Here is a 20,523-nt window from a genome sequence, read left to right on the forward strand (position 1 = left end):
AATTGAGGTGATCTAAATGCTTTTGATATGCTGCAACCCCGCGAAGATCATACCACCTATCTACTTTGATTAGAACATAGTCTATTTTACCCTCTGCAGAGGACCGCAATAACTTTACTAACAGGCAATTACACCATTCTGGCGGAGCACCTGGCTAGGTCGCAGCAAGGCCATGCCCGCCCGGCAAGGCAGGTGCGCCAAACGGAAAGATGACGGAAACAGCATGCTGGCCTAAGCTCCCCCCGACATCGCTCCGGAGGCCCAATGTTCCGATCCACCCTCGCCGCAGCCCTTCTCATCGCCACGCCCGCCGCCGCGCAGCAGCTCTCCGCCGACGAGACCGCGCAGGTCGACGCCATCGTCACCAACGCCCTCAAATCCTCGGGCGTGCCTTCCGCCTCGATCGCGATCGTACGCGACGGCAGGATCGTCTTCGCCAAGGCCTATGGCGATCAGGGCCCGGGGATGAAGGCGACCAGCCCGGCGGCGAAATACCAGATCGCATCGATCTCCAAGCAGTTCACCGCGGCGGCGATCCTGCTGCTCGAGGAGGAAGGCAAGCTCGGCCTCGACGACAAGGTGTCGAAATGGGTGCCGGACATCACCGGCGCCGACCGGATCACCATCCGCCAGCTGCTCAGCCACACTGCCGGCATCCAGGACTATTGGCCGCAGGACTATGACTTCGCCGCGATGGAGAAGCCGGTCACGCCCCGGCAGATCCTCGATCGCTGGGCGAAGAAGCCGCTCGATTTCGAACCGGGCACCGCCTGGCAATATTCGAACACCGGCTATGTCGTCGCCGGCATGATCATCGAGAAGGCGTCGGGCATGAAGCTGCTCGACTATCTCCAGAAGAAGATCTTCAAACCGCTCGGCATCGACGCGATGGATCAGGACTATGCGGTGGGCAAGGGCTTCCCGCAGGGCAATCACCGCTTCGCGCTCGGGCCCGTCCGCGCGGCCCGGCCGGCGGCGCATGGCTGGCTATGGGCGGCGGGCGAGCTCGCCATGTCGGCCAGCGACCTCGCCAAATGGGACATCGCCCGGATCGACCGCAAGATCCTGAGCCCCGAGGATTGGGCGACGCAGGAAACCGCGATCAAGCTCACCAACGGCACCGATACCCATTATGGCCTCGGCGTCTCGGTCGGCAGCCGCGCGGGCGACAGGACCGTCGAGCACGGCGGCGAGGCCGTGGGCTTCCTTTCCGACAATTTCGTGATGCCCGAGAAGCGCTTCGCCGTGGTGGCGCTGGTCAATGCCGATTTCGGCGGCGCGCAGGACGCGATCACCGGCGGGATCACCGATCTCCTCCATCCGCTTCCTCCGCCCGTCCCCGTCATCTCGACGGACCTTTATCACGATCAGCTCGCGCGCAAGCTGTTCGACCAGCTCCGCACCGGCACGCTCGACCGGTCGCAGCTCACCGAGGACGCCAGTTATTACTTCACTGCCCAAGCGACCGGGGATTATTACGCCAGCCTCGCCCCGCTGGGCGATCCGGCGAGCTTCACCGCGCGCGGCAAGCCACGGTTGCGCGGCGGGTTCATCAATCGCAACTACGACATCGTCTATGCAGATGGCCGCAAACTGATCGCCATCACCTATGCCGAGCCGGGCAAGGATGGGAAGTTCGAGCAGTTCCTGATCCAGCCGAGGGACTGATGCGCCTTCCCGCCCTGGTCGCCGCCGCATTGTTCACCGCCAGCCCGCCCGATGCGGCGACGGTGCGGCCGATCGACCCGCTGACCGTGCAGGACGACGACTTCGCCCGGCACCGCGATCCCGCGGAGTGGCAAGGGCTTGCCGTCTCGGCCCTGGAATTCCGCGAGGAGCGCGCGCGCTGGCGCCTGTGGCGTATCGCCAATGCGAAGCACCCCGGGGGGCCGCTCTTCTTCGTGCCGCACGACAACGAGAATGCCGGGTTCGAGGCCGGGCTGGCGGCCGTACGGAAATATGGCGGCGTGCTGATCGCGATCGACTCGGGCATCGCTCCCGGCGGCGACGGCAGGCGGCTCAACGAAGCCGTCGACTATGGCAGACCGATCGACCCCAATCGCAATTTCGACACCGCGCTTCCCGGCTATGCGCGCAACGTCCTGGCCGATCTGGCGCACGGCGCCTGGCCGATCATCGCGCTCCATACCAACGCCAAGGGCTTCGAAACGGCAGGCTCGCACTGCAACAAGGGGGATCCGGAGGGCAGCGGGATCATCTCGATCCGCTATTGCGACGATACGCTGATCCCCAGCCCCTCGATATCGAAGGCCTGGCCGTTCGACGATGACGACACCGTCGCTTTCGCCACCTTCCTCGCCAGGGACCCGCCGGGCGCCGCCTTTTGCCGGGACGCGATGGTGGGCGCGGATTTCAACGTCGTGCAGGAGCGCGTGGTGACGAGCGACGGCTCGCTCTCCAACTATGCCGTGCTGCACGGCCTCGCCTATCTCAACTTCGAGACGCTCGACCGGGGGCTGGATCCGGCGGAACTCGCCCTGGCGCGCGACCGGCTGGGCTTCATGATCGACCGTGCGATCGCCCTGTGCGCACCGGCGGTGAAGGCGCTGCGCTGAACGCCGGCGGGGGCCTGGCCGGCTCCTGCCCGCCCTCGCCGTCGCGCATCCTTCCGATCCCGGCAAGAGCCGAGATGGCGCTCAGTCACGGCAGCGCATAGGCGACCACTTCGTCGCCGACCGGCGTCTCCATGAAATGGTGGCCGCCGGCATAGATGACCAGATACTGCCTGCCGTTCGTTTCATAGGTGATCGGCGTCGCCTGCCCGCCCGCCGGCAGCACGGCCTTCCACAGCGTCTTGCCGGTCTTCAGGTCGATCGCGCGGATCAGGTTGTCGGTCGCCGCCGCCACGAAGATCAGCCCGCCCGCCGTCACCACCGCGCCGCCATTGTTGGGCGTGCCGATGCTGATCGGCAGCATCGAGGGAATGCCGAACGGCCCGTTGGTGCGCGCCTCGCCGAAGGGACGGTCCCAGATCGTCTTGCCGCTGGCCATGTCGATCGCGCGGATTCCGCCATAGGGCGGCCGCTTGCAGAGCAGCCCGGTGAACGGCATCCGCCAGCCGGCATTGACGTTGATCGCATAAGGCGTGTTCGCCTGCGGATCGCCCGCGCCCTCGGCGCCGCCGATCCTGCCCCGTGCCTGGTCGCGCGGCGCCCAGCCGAGCTTGTCGGCCTCGGCGCGCGGCACGAGGCGGACATAGTTGGGCATGTCGTTATAGTTGGCGACGATCACCCCGCGCTGCGGATCGACCGCGATGCCACCCCAGTCGGTCCCGCCATTATAGCCCGGATACTGGATCGAGTGCCGGTCGGCCTCGGGCGGCGTGAAGAAACCCTTGTAGCTCGCCCGGCGGAAATTGATGCGGCAGAGCATCTGGTCGATCGGCGACATGCCCCACATGTCGCGCTCGGTCAGGTCGGGCTTGCGCAGCGTATGCCATAGCGACACGCGCTGGGTGGCCACGCGCTGCTCCGGCTCGACGCCGCCGCCCGGCACCTTCATCTCGCCCACCGGCGTGAGCGGCTGGCCGCTGCGGCGATCGAGGATGTAGATATCGCCCTGCTTCGAAGGCAGGATCAGCGCGGGCGCCCCCTTATAGTCGACCAAGGTCGCCTGGGCGCCGAAATCATAGTCCCACACGTCATTGCGCACCGCCTGGAAGCGCCATTTGGGCTTGCCGGTGGTCACGTCGAGCGCCACCAGCGAAGTCGCGTAGAAATTCTCCTCCGGCCGGCGCAGCGAGGAGTAATAGTCGGCCGCGGCATTGCCCATCGGGAGATAGACCAGCCCGAGCTGCTCGTCGCCACTCGCCATCGTCCACATGTTCGGCGTGCCGCGCGCCCATTCCTGCCCGGCGGGCGGCGCGCCGTTCCAGTCCGGATGCATCATGTCCCAGGCCCAGCGCAGCCGGCCGGTGACGACGTCGAACCCTTGGATCACGCCCGACGGCGCCCAGCGATCCTGCCCGTCCAGCACCTGATGGCCGGTGACGAGCACTCCGCGGACCAGCGTGGGCGGCGAGTTGATCGAGACGAAGCCGGCGGGAACCTTGCCCATGCCCTGCTTGGCATCGACCTGGCCATTCGTGCCGAAATCGGCACAGGGCTTGCCGCTCCTCGCATCGACCGCGATCAGCCGCGCATCGAGCGTGCCCTCGATCACCCGGGTCGCGCAGGCCTGGTTCGCGGGCGCATTGGGCACGGCGTAATAGACCACCCCGCGGCACGCCGCGGTATAGGGGATCGCATCGTCCGGCACCTTTGGATCGTAGCGCCATTTCTCCATGCCCGTCGCCGCGTCGAGCGCGAGCAGGATGTTCTTGGGCGTGCAGACGTACAGGCTGTCGCCCACCTTGAGCGGCGTGTTCTCGGCGCCATAGGTCTTCCGGATCATCGGGGAGGACGGCAGGTCGCCGGTATGGGTGAGCCACACCTGCTTGAGCTTGGCGACGTTCGCCGGAGTGATCTGGACGAGCGGCGAATAGCGCCTGGCGCTGGCAGTGCCGCCATAGACGGGCCAGTCGGCGCCGGTCTGCTGGCCGGAGGGGTCGACCATCCCCGCGGTTCCCGGCGCAGGCAGGCCGGCGAGCACCGGATCGGGCCGGCCGGCCGCGGCGGCCCAGAAGTTGATCACGGTGAGCAGCAGCGCCACCGCGACGCCGCCCAGCGCCAGCCGCCACTTGCCCGGCGCGGGGGTGAGCGTCGGCAGCACCAGGATCACCGCGACGGCGAGCACCACCGGCGCGATCACGCGCGGCACCTGGGCCCAGGGATCGGGCCCGACTTCCCACCAGGCCCAGAAGATGCTGGCGACGACGATTGCGAGGTAGAGCCAGCCCCCGCTCATCCGCCCGCGGATCAGCAGCCAGCCCGACCACAGCATCAGCGCGCCGGTGAGGAGATAATAGAGCGAGCCGCCCAGTACCACGAGCCAGGCGCCGCCGATCGCGAGCACCAGCCCGATCAGGCCGATCGCCGCGCCGACGATCATCGCGGCGATGCTGCGGGGGCGAGGCGTTTCCTCCACCGGCTCGAGATAGGGGATGCGCTCCCCTTCATAGCGCGTGTCGGTCATCGCTTGCTCCCTGTTGCCCGCGGACGGATTGGAAACCGGGAGCGCAACGATTGAGTTCCATCGTGAAGGAAGATTCTTGTCCCTCGGGGAAACGCAAAAGCCCCCTAGCCCTCGCCGCCGCCATTACCTAGATCAACGCCCATGCCTGATCCCAACACGCTCGTTCAGCCCGACAAGGGCCAGCCCGCCCGCACCATCCATGTGATCGACGCCAAGGGTTTCGATGCCTGGCTCGCCGCCCAGCCGCCGCGCCACCGCACCGCGGCCGCCGCGCAGAAGCTGGCGCCCAGCGCCTATGCCAGCGCGATCCTGCCCGGCGACGGCGCGGAGGACTGGTCGGTGGTGAGCGTCGTCGCCAATGCCGAGCGCCTGTCGGTGTGGTGCCTGGCCAAGCTCGCCGAAACGCTTCCGGAAGGGACGTATCGCGTCGAGGGCGTCGAGCCGGGCAAGGCGGTCCATGGCTGGCTGGCCGCCCAGTACAAGTTCGATGCCTATAAGAAGGACGAGAAGGCCCCGGTCGGCCCGCGCGTGCTGCTCACTTCCGATCCCGCCCGGATCGAGGAAGCGGTGCGCATGGCCAATGCCACCTACAAGCTGCGCGACCGGATCAACACCGGTGCCAACGACATGGGGCCCGCCGATCTCGAAGCCGCCGCCGCCGAACTGGTCAAGGCCCATGGCGGCCAGCTGACCGTGGTGAAGGGCGACGAAGTCGAGAAAGGCTATGGCCTGCTCTGGGCAGTAGGCAAGGCCGCCGGCAAGGGCCGCGAGCCGCGGCTGATCGAGATCGAATGGGGCAATCCCGAGCATCCGAAGATCGCGATCATCGGCAAGGGCGTCTGCTTCGATTCGGGCGGCCTCGACATCAAGCCGGCCGCCGGCATGCGCCTGATGAAGAAGGACATGGGCGGCGCGGCGCACGCGCTGGCCACCGCCGAGCTGATCATGGCGTCGCGCCTGCCGGTACGGCTGCACATGCTCGTCCCGGCGGTAGAGAATTCGATCAACGGCGAAGCGACGCGCCCGGGCGACATCATGCGCTCGCGCAAGGGCATCACGGTGGAGAACAGCAACACCGATGCCGAAGGCCGCCTGATCCTGGCGGATGCGCTGACCAAGGCCGAGGAAAAGGGTCCGGAGCTGGTGATCGACTATGCGACGCTCACCGGCGCCGCCCGTGTCGCGCTGGGGGCCGACCTGCAGGCGATGTTCGCCAATGACGACACGCTGGCGAGCGAACTGCTGGCTGCGGCGGAGACCGAGGCGGATCCGATGTGGCGCCTGCCGCTCTACGATCCGTACAAGGAGATGCTGAAGTCGGACGTGGCCGACATGGTCAACGCGGCCGAGGCGCCGTTCGGCGGCGCGCTGACCGCCGCGCTGTTCCTCAAGGAGTTCGTCCCGGAAAAGGCGCAATGGGCGCATCTCGACATCTTCTGCTGGAACGGCAGCCACAAGCCCGGCCGCCCCAAGGGCGCCGAGGCGGTGAGCCTGCGCGCCGTGTGGAAGGTGCTGAAGGACCGCTACGGGAAGTGAGGCCCGTTCCCCTCCCCCGGAAAGGGAGGGGGTACGGCGTCAAACCATGAGACACTGATCTGAACCGAAGACATTGGACACTTGCTGCGCTTCGATCGCGCGCAGGCGCAAGGAGGTCGTCGCATCGGATCAGTGTCTAGCGCCCGTCCCGGCAAGCAGGGCCAGCTTGCGATCGAACTCGCCGCCGTCATTGGCGAGGCGCGATATGCGCGCCGAGTGCCACAAATGCCGCCGCCCCGCTCCGATCCGTCCCGCCGCCAGCTCATGGCTACCGAGCCGTTCGCATGCCTGTGCCTTCATCGGTTCGTCGTCGAACCCTTCCCGATCGCACAGCAGTGCATAGAGCTTCATCGCGCCGACGGAGTCTCCCAGCTTCTCCAACACCTCGCCGCTCCAGAACGGGATCACCGGGCGGCGGTCGGCGTTCAGATCGAAACTGGCGAGCAACTGGCGGGTCGCGGGCTCCAGCCCGGGCGAGGTGACGTCCGCCAGCAGCCGCAGCATATAGACGTCGGCACGCGCGAACCGTTCAGGCGCCACGCGCAGTAGAAGCTCGCTCAAGGCGACCACGCGATCACCGCCCTGTCCGGCCATGCGGGCGCGAAACGCCTGAAGCAGCGCTTCGTCGAGCAATTGTTCCACCACCATGGGCGCCGGCTTCGCGCCGATTGCGCGCGCGACGTCGGCCAGCGGCCGATCGAAGTCGATCGCCTTGCCGCCCATCACCCAGCCATCGACGAACGCCAGGCCGAAAGGCTGGCGAAGTACATCCGCATAGTCGAGCTGCGCCAGCGCGGACGGCGTATCGGCATTGGCGAGGAATATGAAGGTCAGCTTCTTGTCCGGCACCCGCAGGAACAGGGCAGACTCGGCCTGACCATAGCCGAAGACCCAGTGCAGGCGCATCCCCGCGCTCACCTGCGTGAACCAGCCATAGCCGTAAGGATGGCCATTCCGCGGCGCCGTCAGGCGCTCATAGGCAGCCTGACCGATCAGCGTGCCGCGATCCAGTGCGGCTGCGTACCTGGCCAGATCGTCGATCGTCGAGATCAGGCCCGATGCCGGATAGGCCGCATCCCAGTCATAAGGCCGCTCGACATAGTGCCAGCCCGTCGGAGAGGCTTCGGCCTGGTAACGCTTGACGGCCCGGGCCGCGAGCGGGTTGTCCTTCTGATAGCCCGTCATCGTTTCGGTCATCCCGAGCGGCGTCAGGATCCGCTGGCGGTTCTGCACCACATAGCTCTGCGGCGACGCCGTGGCACTGACCTTGTCGAAAAGGCCGGAGAGGAGATTGAAGCGGGCGCCGTTATAGACATAGGTTTCGCCGGGCCGCCCTCCCGCGCTCATGCTGAGCACATCGCCGAGCGTGATGTTGGGATCGCCTATCCCCTCCGGCGGGTGCCAGCCGGTGTTGAGCGGGTATGCCAGCAGAGGGTCGCTCAGCCGAATCTTCCCCTCCGCCTCGAGCTGGCTGAGGATGATCCCCGTCATCGACTTGGTGACCGATGCGATACCAAATAGCGAACCGGACGTGATCGATGCGCCCGAGGCGCGATCCGCGATCCCCTCGTGGTGGCGATAAACGATCTTGCCGTCCTGCACGACGGCGGCGCTGAAGCCCGGCAACCCCAACTGCGCGGCGATACGATGCAGGCGGGCTGTGAAATCGGCATCGCCCTGCTGTGCCTGGGCAGGCAGGGAGAAGAAGATAGCTCCAAGCGCCAGAATCCAGAACCGCAAGCGCATGAACACCCTCTCGATCCGATGACGAGATCGAGCATGACCCAAAATGCAACCGGTTACAATATCGCGGCGCGATTCACTATTATTATATAGAATCAAATGTTTACTTGATCCACGATCTAGAACACCAGCTTCCTCGCGAAGAAGGGCAGCATCTCTGTGTAGATGCGCCCGTCCTCGCCCCAGTGCCGATCCCCCCAGCCGCCACGATATTCCTCGGCCTCATAGGGTATGCCGAACGCATCGAGGGTGCGGGTGAAGGCCTGGAGCGAGACGATATGGTCGGGGTTGGCGTCTCCCCGCCCCCAGTCGAACATGAAGCCGCGCAGGCGCTTCAGATTATCGGCATGCGCCGGCACCTGGCGCTCGAGGAAGAAGCTGGCGTTGAGCCGCTCGGTCAGCGCCGCATCCACTTCCAGCCTGCCGTCCTTCAGCCGCGCCGGCGGATCGAAGAACAGCGACGCACGCGCCGGATCGGGCAGGTGCGCCTGGAAGATCGAGGTGAAGATCAGCGAGAAACCGTCGCCGCGCAGATCCTCGATCGATTTCGCGTCCTGCAACAGCTGCCAGTTGGGCCGTGAGAACATCGTCTGCAGCCCGGGCCCCATGCCGATGGGGTGCAGCGCATAGACCGCGCCGAAGACCTCGGGATGGCGCATCGCCAGGCGGATCGCGCCGTGCCCGCCCATCCGGTCGCCCGCGATCCCGCGCGAATCCCGCGAAGCCAGGGTGCGGTAGCGCGCGTCCACCCAGGCGACGAGTTCGCGGGAGAGGAAATCCTCCCAATTCCCGGTCGCCGGCGAGTTGACGTACCAGGAACCGCCTGCCGGGGTGGTACAGTCGACGGTCACGACGATCACGCTGCCGATCACGCCGCGCGCGACCGCCTGGTCGAGCAGCGCCTGCGCCCCGTTGTTCGCCCAGGGCGCCCGGTCGTCTTCGAAGAAATTGCCGAGATAATAGATCACCGGAAAGCGCTTCGCGCGGTTCGCGGCATAGCCATCGGGCAGATAGACGGTGACGCCCCGCGCGCTGGGCAATCCGGCGGCGTTGCCCCTCAGACTGGCGGCGTCGATCCGGCCATGGTCGAGCGTGCTCGCGGCAGCGGCGGGCGTGGCGACGAGGGCGAGCAGGCAGGCGAACCAGGCGAGAAGCGGCATCGGACCCTCCCGTGAACCACGTGCATGCTATGCGGATAGCGGCGCGGCACAAGCCTGCTCCACCATGGCGGTGCGATCTGCTAAGGATGCGCCATGCAGGCCAGGCACCCCAATCTCACCCTCACTGCCTGCATCCTGGCCTCCAGCCTCGCATTCATCGACGGATCGGTCACCAATGTCGCCCTGCCGGCGATCGGGGCGGACCTGCACGCGACGCCCGCCGAGCTGCAATGGACGATCAATGCGTACATGCTGCCGCTCTCGGCCCTGCTGCTGATCGGCGGCGCGGCGGGGGATCATTTCGGGCGCCGCCGCCTGCTGGTGCTCGGCATCGCACTGTTCACCGCGGCCTCGCTCGCCTGCGCGGTGGCGGCGGACCTCACCCTGCTGCTTGCCGCCCGTGCCGCGCAAGGCATCGGCGCGGCGATCCTGCTGCCGAACAGCCTCGCCACGCTCGGCCATGCCTTTACCGGCGAGGCACGCGGCAAGGCGATCGGCACCTGGGCTGGCGTCGGCGCGATCGCGGGCGCGGTCGGCCCGCCGCTCGGCGGCTGGCTGGTCGACGCGATCGGCTGGCGCGCGATCTTCTATGTCAACGTGCCGGTGGCGCTCGCCGCGATCTTCCTCGCGATACGCTATGTCGAGGAAAGCGCCGAGGGCGACCTGCCGCTCGACCTGCCCGGCGCCGCCGCCGCGACGCTGGCACTGGGCGCGCTCACCTGGGCGCTTACGCTCTGGTCGAGCCATCACGCGCTGGACGCGCCCGTGGCGATCGGGCTCGTCACCGGCGGGCTTGCCATCGGCCTGTTCCTGTGGATCGAGCATGCCCGCGGCGACCGGGCGATGATGCCGGTGGCGATGTTCGGCTCGCGCGCCTTTGCCGGGCTCACCCTGCTCACCTTCCTGCTTTACGGCGCGCTGGGCGGCGTGCTGCTGCTGCTTCCCTATGTCCTCATCCAGGCCGGCGGCTATTCGGCGCTCCATGCCGGCTTCGCGCTGCTGCCGATGCCGCTCGGCATGGGGATCGCCAGCCGCGTGATGGGCAAGGTGACTGCGCGGGTGGGTCCGCGCTGGCCGCTCACCATCGGCCCGCTGATCGTCGCCATCGGCTTCGCGCTGCTGCTGCGCGTCGATGCGGACGCGCCCTACTGGACCTCGGTGTTCCCCGGCGCGCTCGCCATCGCGATCGGCATGGCGAGCGTCGCGGCACCGCTCACCACGGCGGTGCTGGCCTCGGTCGACGAGACGCATACCGGCACGGCGTCGGGCTTCAACAGCGCGATCGCGCGCACCGGCGGGCTGATCGCCACCGCGATCGCCGGCGCGGTGATCGCGGCCGCCGGCGCGGGGCTGGTCAGCGCCTTTCACATGGGCGCGCTGGTCGGCGCCGCCGCGGCCGCGCTCTCGGGCGTGACCGCGTATCTTACCCTGGGTGAAGTCAGGAAACCGAAGCCGCGCCCCGAATGATCGGCACGAACTTCTCGGCGGTAAGGCTCGCGCCGCCGACCAGCGCGCCGTCGACATTGTCGAGCGCAAGGATCTGCGCGGCGTTGGCCCCGGTCACCGATCCGCCATAGAGGATGCGGATGCCGTCGGCCTTGGCCTCGCCGATCATCATCCGCAGCTTGGCGCGCAGGATCGCGTGCATCGAGGCGATCTCGTCGGGCGTCGGCGTCCTGCCGGTGCCGATCGCCCAGCGCGGCTCGTAGGCGAGCGTCAGCCAGCTCGGATCGGCATCGTCGGGCAGCGATTTCTCGATCTGCGACTGGACGATGCGCTCGGCCCGCCCCGCCGCGCGCTCGGCCTCGAGCTCGCCGCAGCACAGGATCACCCCCAGGCCGTGCCGATGTGCGGCGGCGGCCTTCATATAGGCATCGTGGCTGGTCTCGTGCTGGTCGCCGCGGCGTTCGCTATGGCCGACGATGGTGAGGGTCGCCCCCTCCTCCACCAGCATCGGCGCGGAGATGCAGCCGGTATGCGCGCCCTGATCGGCCTCATGCAGATCCTGCGCGCCGATCGGCAGGCCGCCGGCGACCTGGGCCGCCGGGTGGATCAGCGTGAAGGGCACGCAGAGCGCCACGTCCACCGCCGGCGTTGCGGCGGCGGCGGCCGCGATCGCCTCGATCTCCGGCAGCTGCGCCCGCAGCCCGTGCATCTTCCAGTTCCCGGCCACCAATTTGCGGCGCATCACCCAACCTCCCATTTTGATTATTTCGTTCGCGGATAGCAGGCGCGGGCGTTCGCACAAGCTTGATGGCGGCGGATGAGCGCCCTAAAGCACCGGGAAACGCGTCTCCAACGATCGGCCCTTCATGCTCAGCTTCTTCCGCAATTTCACCAAGTCGCGCTACGGCCTGATCGCGGTGTTCCTCTTCCTCGGCCTCATCGCCATCGCCTTCGCCGCCGGCGACATCACCGGCATCCGCAACTCGGGTGGCGGCGCGACGAGCAGCACGCTGGCCACGGTGGGCGGCGAGAAGATCAAGGACACCGACGTGAAGGACCGGATCGACCGGTTCATCCGCAACCTCCAGCGCGAGGGCCAGAGCGTGACGATGGCGCAGTTCCTCGCGCAGGGCGGGCTCGACGTCGCGATCGACGAGATGATCAACCAGGCCGCGCTGGTGGAATTCGCGAAGAAGTCCGGCATGCAGGTCTCGAAGAAGCTGATCGACACCGAAATCGCCAGCAACCCGTCCTTCGCCGGCATCGACGGCAAGTTCAGCCAGCAGAATTTCGAGAAGGTGCTTGCGGACAACCGCCTGGCGCCCGCCCTCTTCCGCGAGAGCATGATGCGGGAACGCTTCGGCAACTGGCTGATCAACCGGGCGACGATCGGCACCGACATTCCGAACGGCGTGGTCGCCCCCTATGCCTCGCTGCTGCTCGAGCGCCGCGCCGGCGTCGTCGGCATGGTCAACACCGCCCAGATGGATCCGGGCGCCGATCCCGACGACAAGGCGCTCAACGCCTATTATATCAGCCACCGCGCCCGCTATCTGGTGCCCCAGCGCCGCATCGTCCGCTATGCGACGGTGATGCCGGACCAGATCCGCGCCCAGCAGACCGCGACCGAGGCCGAGATCGCCGATGCCTACAAAAAGGCCGGCACCCGCTTCGCCGCCACCGAGAAGCGCGGCGTGCGCCAGCTGGTCGTGCTCGACCAGGCGACCGCCAACCGGATCGCCGGCGAAGTGAAGGGCGGCAAGGCGCTGACTGCCGCCGCCCAGGCCGCCGGCCTCGAGCCGAGCAACTTCGAGGGCATCGAGAAGGCCGAGCTCGGCCGCCAGACCACCGCCGCGATCGCCGATGCCGCCTTCGCCGCGGCGCAGGGCGGCGTCGTCGGCCCGGTCAAGTCGCAGCTTGGCTGGCACATCCTGGTCGTCGAGAAGATCGAGAAGATCGCCGCCAAGTCGCTCGACCAGGCGCGCGAGGAGCTCTCGGCCGAGATCACCCAGCGCAAGACCGCGCAGGCACAGGCCGACATCCGCCAGAAGATCGAGGACGGCGTGGGCGACGGCAAGAACTTCGCCGAACTGCTGGCCGACGCCAAGCTGACCGCGCAGGTCACCCCCGCGCTCGCCGCCGGTGGCACCGATCCGGACAACGAAGCGTACAAGCCCGATCCCGCCACGGTCGCGATCATGCGCGGCGGCTTCGCGATGGAGAATCCCGACGACGATTCGCAGATCGTGCAGGTCTCGCCCGAGGGCGGCTTCGCGATCGTGAAGCTCGACCGGATCGTCGCGGCCGCCCCGCGTCCGCTCGCCGGCATCCGCGACAAGGTGAAGGGCGACTATCTGACCGACAAGGCGCTGGAGAAGGCGAAGGCCGTCGCCACCGCGGTCGTCGCCGCGCTCAACAAGGGCGTGCCGATGGAAAAGGCGCTGGCCGATGCGGGCGCCAAGGGGCCGCAGCCCAAGCCGTTCGACTTCAAGCGCCAGGAAATCGCGCAGAAGGAGAATTTCATCAAGATGGCCTTCAGCATGCAGCCGAAGACCGCCCGCATGCTCGATGCGCCCAACCGCAACGGCTTCTACATCGTGTACCTGGGCACGGTGGAGCCGCATGACGCATCGGGCGACGCCATGGCGATGGCCGGCATGCGCAGCGCGCTGCAGCAGCAGATTCCCGCCGAATATGCCCGCGAGTTCATCCGGGCGATCCGGGGGGACCTGAAGGTCACGCGCAACGAGGCGGCGATCGCCCGTCTGCGCGCCGACCTGACCCGCCAGGGCGCGCGTTAAGGACGTGCCGCACGGCGTCGAGGGGATCGAGGCCGCCCGCGCGGCGCTGGCTGCGGGGCGGCCGGCGCTGCTCTGGCGGCGCCAGATCGCGGACACGGAGACGCCGGTCGCCGCCGCGCTCAAGCTGATCGAGCCCGGCCGGGGCGATTTCCTGCTCGAATCGGTCGAGGGAGGATCGGTGCGCGGGCGCCACAGCCTGATCGGCCTGGCGCCCGACCTCGTCTTCCGCGCAACCGGCAACGAAGCGGCGATCAACGCCGAATGGCTGACCGACCGGAACGCCTTCCGGCCATGCGCCGAGCCGGCGCTGGACGCCTTGCGCGCCCTCGCCGCCCGCTGCCGCGCCGAGGTGCCGTCCGAGCTGCCGCGCGCGCTCGCCTGCCTGGTCGGCTATTTCAGCTACGAGACGGTGGGCCTGGTCGAGAAGCTGCCGCGCCCGCCCGAGAACCCGATCGGCGTGCCCGACATGATGTTCGTGCGCCCCACGGTGGTGCTGGTGTTCGACCGGCTTGCCGATGCGCTGTTCCTGGTGGCCCCGGTCTGGCCGGACGGGAATGTGGATCTGGCCGCCGAGCGGATCGATGCGGTGGCGGCACAGCTCGCCGGCGCGGCGCTCCCGGCCCCGGTCCGCGCCGAGCCCGAGGAAGTGCGCCTCGCCCCCGTGCTGCGCCCGGGCCGCTATGGCGAGATGGTCGCCGCGGCGAAGGAATATATTTCGGCGGGCGACATCTTCCAGGTGGTGCTCGCCCAGCGCTTCACCACGCCCTTCGCGCTGCCGCCCTTCGAGCTTTATCGCGCGCTGCGACGGATCAATCCCTCGCCCTTCCTCTATCATCTCGACCTGCCGGGCTTCGCGCTCACCGGATCGAGCCCGGAGATATTGGTGCGCGTGCGCGACGGCGAAGTGACCATCCGCCCGATCGCGGGCACGCGCCCGCGCGGCAAGACCGCGGCGGAGGACGAGGAGAACCGCGCCAGCCTGCTCGCGGATCCCAAGGAACGCGCCGAGCATCTGATGCTGCTCGACCTGGGCCGCAACGATGTCGGCCGCGTGGCGGAGGCGGGCAGCGTGCGAGTGACCGACAGCTACACGGTCGAATTCTACAGCCACGTCATGCACATCGTCTCGAACGTGGTCGGCCGGCTGGCACCGGGCAAGGACGCACTCGATGCGCTGTTCGCGGGCTTCCCCGCGGGCACGGTGAGCGGCGCGCCCAAGGTGCGCGCCTGCGAGATCATCGCCGAGCTGGAGCCCGAGACGCGTGGCCCCTATGCCGGCGGCGTCGGCTATTTCTCGCCCGACGGCTCGATGGACAGCTGCATCGTGCTCCGGACCGCGCTGGTGAAGGACGGGACGATGCACGTCCAGGCCGGCGCCGGCATCGTCGCGGACAGCGATCCGGCATATGAGCAGCGCGAGTGCGAGGCCAAGGCGGGCGCCCTGTTCGCGGCGGCGCGCGAAGCGGTCCGCCAAGCCGGCGAGGCCGGGTTCGGGCAGTAATTCCCTAGATCCTCCCCCGCCGCGCGAGGGAGAATCTCTTACCCGCTCAAGGCACCTGCGCGGCCTTGGCCTTCTGGTCGAGCCGCTCCTGATACCATTGGCGGATCATCTGACGGGTGCAGCCGGTCTGGCCGCCCATGCCCACCGGCGAGCAGCTGTTGGGCAGCCCGGCGCGATTGACTTCCTCCACCGTCTCCACCCGGTTGGTCCAGGCCTGGGACGCCGCATCGTCCTTGGGCTGGTTCCGAAAGCGCTTGGGAATGCGATAGGGCGATTCCCCGGCATTGGCGCACACCACGATCTCTTCCTCGCTCTGCGGCTTGGGGCATTCCTCCTGCCCGTAGAGCAGGATGCTGCGCACGCGCTTGGGCGGGCCGCTGCTATCGGTATTCTGCGACTGCTTGCTGTCCTGCGCCATGGCGGGCCCCGCGAGCAACGCGGCGGCAACGAGCAAACGAACGATCATGAGCACTCCTTCCGGCGCAACAACGCCCCTCGCCGCCCGGCGTGCCGCCTCACTATGGCAAGCCCAAGGCACGCGGCGTCTTGCCTCCGCGTCTTTTGCCCCTAAGTGGCACGGATGATCCGGCCGATCGCCCCTGCCGGCGCCTTCCTGCTGCTCGCCGCCTGTGCCTCCAACGGCGGCATCGACGCGGCCTGCCGCGACATCCGCTTCGAAGGCACGCGCTTCACCGTGTGCCGCGCCGATCCGCAGAAGCACGAGCTGATGCTGGTCGACAAGGGCAAGGACGGCCGCCCGATGCGCGACTTCACCGGGCTCGAGCCGCGGCTGGGGCCACGCTACCCGCGCATCGCCTTCGCGATGAACGCCGGCATGTTCGACGCGTCCGGCCTGCCGATCGGCTATTATGTCGAGGACGGCGCCGAGCAGAAGCCGCTCAACCGGCGTTCCGGCCCCGGCAATTTCCACATGCAGCCGAACGGCGTGTTCTGGGGTGATGCCAAGGGCTGGCACGTCGCCACCACCGACGATTTCGCGAAGAACAAGCCCGATCACGTCCGTTTCGCCACGCAGTCGGGGCCGATGCTGCTGATCGACGGCCAGCTTCATCCCAAGCTGGCCGAGAACGGCACTTCGCTCCAGGTGCGCAACGCCGTCGGCGTGGGCCTGAACGGCAGCGCCTGGTTCGCGATCAGCAACGAACCGGTGTCGTTCGGCCGCTTCGCCCGGCTGTTCCGCGACCGGCTCGCCGCGCCCGATGCGCTCTATCTCGATGGCGCCGTTTCGCGCCTGTGGGACCCGGTATCCGACCGGCTGGACGGTGGCGCACCGATCGGGCCGATTGTCGTAGCGTTCCAGACGCGGTAGCGCGTTCCCCCATGATCCTCGTCATCGACAATTACGACAGCTTCACCTGGAACCTGGTCCATTATCTGATGGAACTGGGCACCGATGTGCAGGTGGTGCGCAACGACGCGCTCACCGCCCGGGATGCCGTCGCCAGCAATGCCCAGGCGTTCCTGATCTCGCCCGGCCCCTGCACGCCCAACGAAGCGGGGATCAGCCTCGATCTCGTCGCCGCCTGCGCCGACCTTGGCAAGCCGCTGCTCGGCGTCTGCCTCGGCCATCAGGCGATCGGCCAGCATTTCGGCGGATCGGTGGTCCGCGGCGGGCTGATGCACGGCAAGACGAGCCCGGTGAACCATGACGGCACCGGCCTGTTCGAAGGCCTGCCCTCGCCCTTCACCGCGACGCGCTACCATTCACTGATCGTCACCGACATTCCCGAGGATCTGGTGGTCAACGCCACTGCGGACGACGGGCATGTAATGGGCTTCCGGCACCGGACGCTAGCGATCCATGGCGTGCAGTTCCATCCGGAGAGCATCGCCACCGAACATGGCCATGCGATGCTGGCGAACTTCCTCCGGATCGCCGGGATCGAGGCGCGCGCGCTCACCTGACGGACGCCACGATAATTTGCGACAAATTCGGCCGTCCGCCGACATAGTCGCGTGACGTTCGCCCGCGATTTTCTCCAGCCTGGCCCGATTCCGGGCGGGAAGGAGAACGCAATGGACCACAAGCTGCAGCTGGTCAGCGCAACGCTCGCGGGCGTGCTGGTCACCGTGGCGGCGGGCGGCATCGCCTCCGCCAGCATGGGCCACGCCCGAAATGGGGGCCTGGGCCAGTTCGCTCGCGCCGATGCCGATGGCGACGGCACCATCACCCGCGCCGAATGGATCGCGGCGGCCAATGCCCGCTTCGACAAGCTCGACGTCCGCAAGGACGGCAAGCTCACGCCCGACGAGCTGCCCCTGCACCATGGTCGCCGTCATGGCGGATGCGCCCCGGATGGCGATGACGACGCGCCCTCCGACAACGCCAGTTGATTGATCCGGGAGCTATTGCGCGGGCCCGCCGCCGCGCTAGCCTCCCGTCATGAGCTTCTTCGAGAGCCTCGTCGCATTGCTGGCGCTGGCGGTTCTGCTGCTGCAGGTCGCGCGGCGCACGCCCATTCCCTATCCGACGATGCTCGCCGCTGCGGGCGTGATCGTGGCGACCATCCCCGGCTCCCCCGCCATCGCACTCGACGGACACACCGCGATGGCGCTGTTCATCGCGCCGGTATTGCTCGACGCCGCGTTCGATTTCCCCCTGGCCGCGATCCGCAGGCTCTGGCGTCCGCTGATCGCCCTGGCCGTGGTGGCGGTGCTGCTCACCACCGCCGTGGTGGCATGGATCGGCTGGGCCTTTGCCGGCCTGCCGGTCGCCGCCGCGATCGCGCTCGGCGCGATCGTCGCCCCGCCCGACGCGGCCGCCGCCACCACCGTGCTGCAATCCGCCGCGCTGCCGCGCCGCACCGTCCAGATACTCACGGGCGAGAGCCTGCTCAACGATGCCACCGCCCTTCTCCTCTTCGGCGCGGCGCTCGCGGTGCAGAGCCATGGCGGGATCGACGCCGCCGTGGCGACACGGCTCGGCCTCGCGGTCCCCGGCGGCATCCTGCTGGGGCTGTTCTGCGGCTGGCTGATGGGCCGGCTGATGCCGTTCACCCGGGGCTCGTTCGGCGGCAACCTGTTCGAGTTCGTCAACACCTTCATCGTCTGGATCCTCGCCGAGCGGCTGGGCCTCTCCGCCGTGCTCTGCGTCGTGGCGACGGCGATGTACATCGCCAACGCCCCGGCGGTGTCGATCGGCGCGCGCAACCGCGTCCAGTCCTTCGCGGTCTGGGGCGTGGCGGTGTTCGTGCTCAACGTGCTCGCCTTCCTGCTGATGGGCATGCAGGCGCGCCAGATCGTCGCGGAGATGAGCGCGGAACGGCTGCGCGAGGCCGCGGGCTTTGCGGGACTGGTGGTGCTCGGCGTGATCGTGACGCGCCTGGCCTGGTCGCTCGCCTATAACCTGCTGACCCGCGCCTTCCCGCTCCTGCGCGGCCCGCTCAATCCGCCCAGCTTCGCGCAGAGCGTGGTGGTCGGCTGGTGCGGAATGCGCGGGCTGGTCACGCTCGCCACCGCTTTCGCCCTGCCGCACGACTTCCCCCAGCGCGACCTGATCGTGCTTTCCGCCTTTGCGGTGGTGCTGGCGACGCTGGTGCTCCAGGGGCTCACGCTTGCCCCGCTGATCCGGCTATTGGGCCTTGCCGGCAAGGACGACGGCGACGCCGCGCTGGCCGATGTCCGGCGCGCGCTCGCCGATACCGCGCTCGCGGCACTGGCCGGGGAGCAGGGCCGCGTCGCCGGCGAAACCCGCCGCCGGCTCGAGATCGATCGCAGCGGCGCCGGCAATGATTGCGCGGAGTTCGACGCGCGCCAGCGGCTCGAGCTCGCCGCCGTCGCCGCCCAGCGTGCCCGCCTGGACGCGCTGCGCGACAGCGACGCGATCGGCCAGGACATCTATGAACGGCTCCAGGAGGAACTGGACTGGCGCGAGCTCGCGATCAGCCCCGAGGGCCGCCGCCTGATCGAGGCGGGCTAGGGAAAGGCCATAATGCTGCCGTCGAGCGGCAGCTCGTCGCGGCGAACACGCGTGCCGGGCGCCTGCACGGGCACCGGCACCGCCGAGTCGAAACTATCCTCGATCTTCGCCTCGCCGAGCAGCGTGAACCTATCGATGACGAAGGGAAGCCCCTCCGATCGCTCGAAGCCCGGCCGGTCGCTTATGTGGAAATGGAGATGCGGCGCGCCCGCGCTCCCGGTCTGGCCGAGGCGGCCGATCACCATGCCGCCACGCACGCGCTGGCCAGGCCGCACCTGCACGCTGCCCGCCTGCAGATGGGCGTAGTGCGCATAGACGCCCGGCGCGATCCGCAGGACGACGAAATTGCCGTACAGGCTCCGCGCGGTAAGGTCGTCCGGCACTTGCTGCGGCGCCAGCGGCTTGCCGTTCGGAACGCCGTCGCGCGCATCGACCACCACGCCGTCGCCCACCGCGAGCACGTCGCGGCCATAGCCGATCCAGTCCGCATCCACGGTGGCCGCCGGCGAGGCATGCGCGCCGCGGATCGAATGGCTGCCGGCGTCCAGCCCGAACCAGTCGATCGCATAGCGCTGCGGGATGCTCAGCATGCCGTCGATCGCGACCACGCTGCCCCAATGATGCGACAGATGATTGCCCGGCCCCTCGACCGCCAGCCAGCGCCCCCCGCGCAGGGGCGGCCCGATCCGCACGGGGGCCGCCGCAACCACGGGCGTCCGCACGTCGTCGGCGCGCTGGATCGCTCCCTTGTCGGCGCGGAAAGTCAGCTGGTGCCGCAGGGAGGCGGGCCGCATGCCGGGCGGCAGGGCGAGCCAGAGGAAGAAGGTCCGGCTCGCGCCATCGGCGATCGGGATGCCGTCCTGCCGCGCCTCGTTCGCCGCCTGGGGCCCGAGCAGCGCCCACAGCGCCGCGCCGTCCAGCGTCTTCAGCGGTGTCCGCGCATCTCCCGCGAAGATCGCCAGGCGAGTCAGGCGGAGCGGCGCATCGCCCGAATAATGGCTGGTCACCTCCAGCTCATAGGCAAGGTGCCGCGCGCCGTCGCTGCCCGCGACCGGACGCGGCGCCACCCGGATCCGGGCTTCCATCTGCGCCTGATGGACCGGTTCGTCCCGATCCTGCCCCGTCGGCGCGGCGATCGACAGCAGCAGGGCCAGTGCCTGCACCAGATGGGAGACCATATCGACGCCAAGCCCCAAGGTTGAGCGCCTTCAAGACGATGCCCCGGCGATCCGGTCAAGCCGCTTCCGCCCCAGCCGGTCTTCACACCGCCTCCAGCAGGATTTGCTCGACTTCGCCCCGTCC

General features: G+C 68.4%; 16 protein-coding genes. 10 read left to right on the forward strand and 6 right to left on the reverse strand.

The features are described 5' to 3' along the window. Positions 1–264 precede the first annotated feature (264 nt). On the forward strand, positions 265–1,668 hold the full coding sequence (locus CAP40_RS17605) for a serine hydrolase (protein ID WP_086130862.1): 1,404 nt from the start codon (positions 265–267) through the stop codon (positions 1,666–1,668). Then, the gene (locus CAP40_RS17610) at positions 1,668–2,576 is read left to right on the forward strand and encodes a hypothetical protein (RefSeq protein WP_086130863.1); all 909 of its coding nucleotides are present in this window, start codon (positions 1,668–1,670) and stop codon (positions 2,574–2,576) included. Before CAP40_RS17605 ends, CAP40_RS17610 begins: the two co-directional genes overlap by 1 nt. 85 nt (positions 2,577–2,661) lie before the next feature. Here CAP40_RS17610 and CAP40_RS17615 read toward each other — a convergent pair whose 3' ends face one another. Continuing rightward, positions 2,662–5,010 carry a membrane-bound PQQ-dependent dehydrogenase, glucose/quinate/shikimate family gene (locus tag CAP40_RS17615; protein ID WP_179188359.1) on the reverse strand — a complete coding sequence of 783 codons (2,349 nt, stop codon included), beginning with the start codon at positions 5,008–5,010 and terminating at the stop codon, positions 2,662–2,664. Between the two features lie 225 nt (positions 5,011–5,235). Between CAP40_RS17615 and CAP40_RS17620 the strand changes: the two genes are divergently transcribed. After that, positions 5,236–6,630: a M17 family metallopeptidase gene (locus CAP40_RS17620; protein ID WP_086130865.1), complete on the forward strand. Its 1,395-nt coding sequence runs from the start codon at positions 5,236–5,238 to the stop codon at positions 6,628–6,630. A 129-nt stretch (positions 6,631–6,759) separates the two neighbouring features. Here CAP40_RS17620 and CAP40_RS17625 read toward each other — a convergent pair whose 3' ends face one another. Both CAP40_RS17625 and CAP40_RS17630 read right to left on the reverse strand, forming a co-directional pair. Next, complete coding sequence (locus tag CAP40_RS17625) at positions 6,760–8,376, reverse strand: serine hydrolase (RefSeq protein ID WP_144034412.1); 1,617 nt, start codon at positions 8,374–8,376, stop codon at positions 6,760–6,762. Positions 8,377–8,492: 116 nt separating this feature from the next. After that, positions 8,493–9,533 carry an alpha/beta hydrolase family protein gene (locus tag CAP40_RS17630; RefSeq protein WP_086130867.1) on the reverse strand — a complete coding sequence of 347 codons (1,041 nt, stop codon included), beginning with the start codon at positions 9,531–9,533 and terminating at the stop codon, positions 8,493–8,495. Positions 9,534–9,626: 93 nt separating this feature from the next. On the opposite strand from CAP40_RS17630, the gene CAP40_RS17635 reads away from it, so the two are divergent. Then, entirely contained in the window at positions 9,627–11,000 is a 1,374-nt protein-coding gene (locus CAP40_RS17635; protein WP_086130868.1) for an MFS transporter, read from the forward strand. On the opposite strand, the gene tpiA is transcribed toward CAP40_RS17635, so the two are convergent. Continuing rightward, the gene (tpiA, locus tag CAP40_RS17640; RefSeq protein WP_086130869.1) at positions 10,972–11,724 is read right to left on the reverse strand and encodes a triose-phosphate isomerase; all 753 of its coding nucleotides are present in this window, start codon (positions 11,722–11,724) and stop codon (positions 10,972–10,974) included. The genes CAP40_RS17635 and tpiA overlap by 29 nt on opposite strands. Before the next feature lie 121 nt (positions 11,725–11,845). Between tpiA and CAP40_RS17645 the strand changes: the two genes are divergently transcribed. After that, positions 11,846–13,780, forward strand: coding sequence for a peptidylprolyl isomerase (locus CAP40_RS17645; protein WP_086130870.1), 1,935 nt, complete (start codon positions 11,846–11,848; stop codon positions 13,778–13,780). A gap of 4 nt (positions 13,781–13,784) precedes the next feature. After that, positions 13,785–15,281, forward strand: coding sequence for an anthranilate synthase component I (trpE, locus tag CAP40_RS17650; protein WP_086130871.1), 1,497 nt, complete (start codon positions 13,785–13,787; stop codon positions 15,279–15,281). 46 nt (positions 15,282–15,327) lie between these two features. On the opposite strand, the gene CAP40_RS17655 is transcribed toward trpE, so the two are convergent. Continuing rightward, positions 15,328–15,747, reverse strand: coding sequence for a hypothetical protein (locus tag CAP40_RS17655; protein WP_086130872.1), 420 nt, complete (start codon positions 15,745–15,747; stop codon positions 15,328–15,330). Between the two features lie 114 nt (positions 15,748–15,861). Between CAP40_RS17655 and CAP40_RS17660 the strand changes: the two genes are divergently transcribed. The 4 genes from CAP40_RS17660 (at position 15,862) to CAP40_RS17675 (ending at position 19,221) form a co-directional block, all read left to right on the forward strand. Further along, positions 15,862–16,611 carry a phosphodiester glycosidase family protein gene (locus CAP40_RS17660; protein ID WP_086130873.1) on the forward strand — a complete coding sequence of 250 codons (750 nt, stop codon included), beginning with the start codon at positions 15,862–15,864 and terminating at the stop codon, positions 16,609–16,611. Positions 16,612–16,622: 11 nt separating this feature from the next. Then, entirely contained in the window at positions 16,623–17,207 is a 585-nt protein-coding gene (locus tag CAP40_RS17665) for an aminodeoxychorismate/anthranilate synthase component II (RefSeq protein ID WP_086130874.1), read from the forward strand. Positions 17,208–17,318: 111 nt separating this feature from the next. Beyond that, positions 17,319–17,636, forward strand: a complete 318-nt coding sequence (locus tag CAP40_RS17670; RefSeq protein ID WP_086130875.1) for a hypothetical protein — start codon at positions 17,319–17,321, stop codon at positions 17,634–17,636. 49 nt (positions 17,637–17,685) lie between these two features. Then, positions 17,686–19,221 carry a sodium:proton antiporter gene (locus tag CAP40_RS17675; RefSeq protein ID WP_086130876.1) on the forward strand — a complete coding sequence of 512 codons (1,536 nt, stop codon included), beginning with the start codon at positions 17,686–17,688 and terminating at the stop codon, positions 19,219–19,221. Here the strand turns inward: CAP40_RS17675 and CAP40_RS17680 are convergent. Continuing rightward, positions 19,218–20,417, reverse strand: coding sequence for a M23 family metallopeptidase (locus CAP40_RS17680; protein WP_086130877.1), 1,200 nt, complete (start codon positions 20,415–20,417; stop codon positions 19,218–19,220). The two genes, CAP40_RS17675 and CAP40_RS17680, sit on opposite strands and share 4 nt — an antisense overlap. Positions 20,418–20,523 lie beyond the last annotated feature (106 nt).

Source organism: Sphingomonas sp. IBVSS2 (genome assembly GCF_002127225.1).
Lineage (GTDB): Bacteria > Pseudomonadota > Alphaproteobacteria > Sphingomonadales > Sphingomonadaceae > Sphingomonas.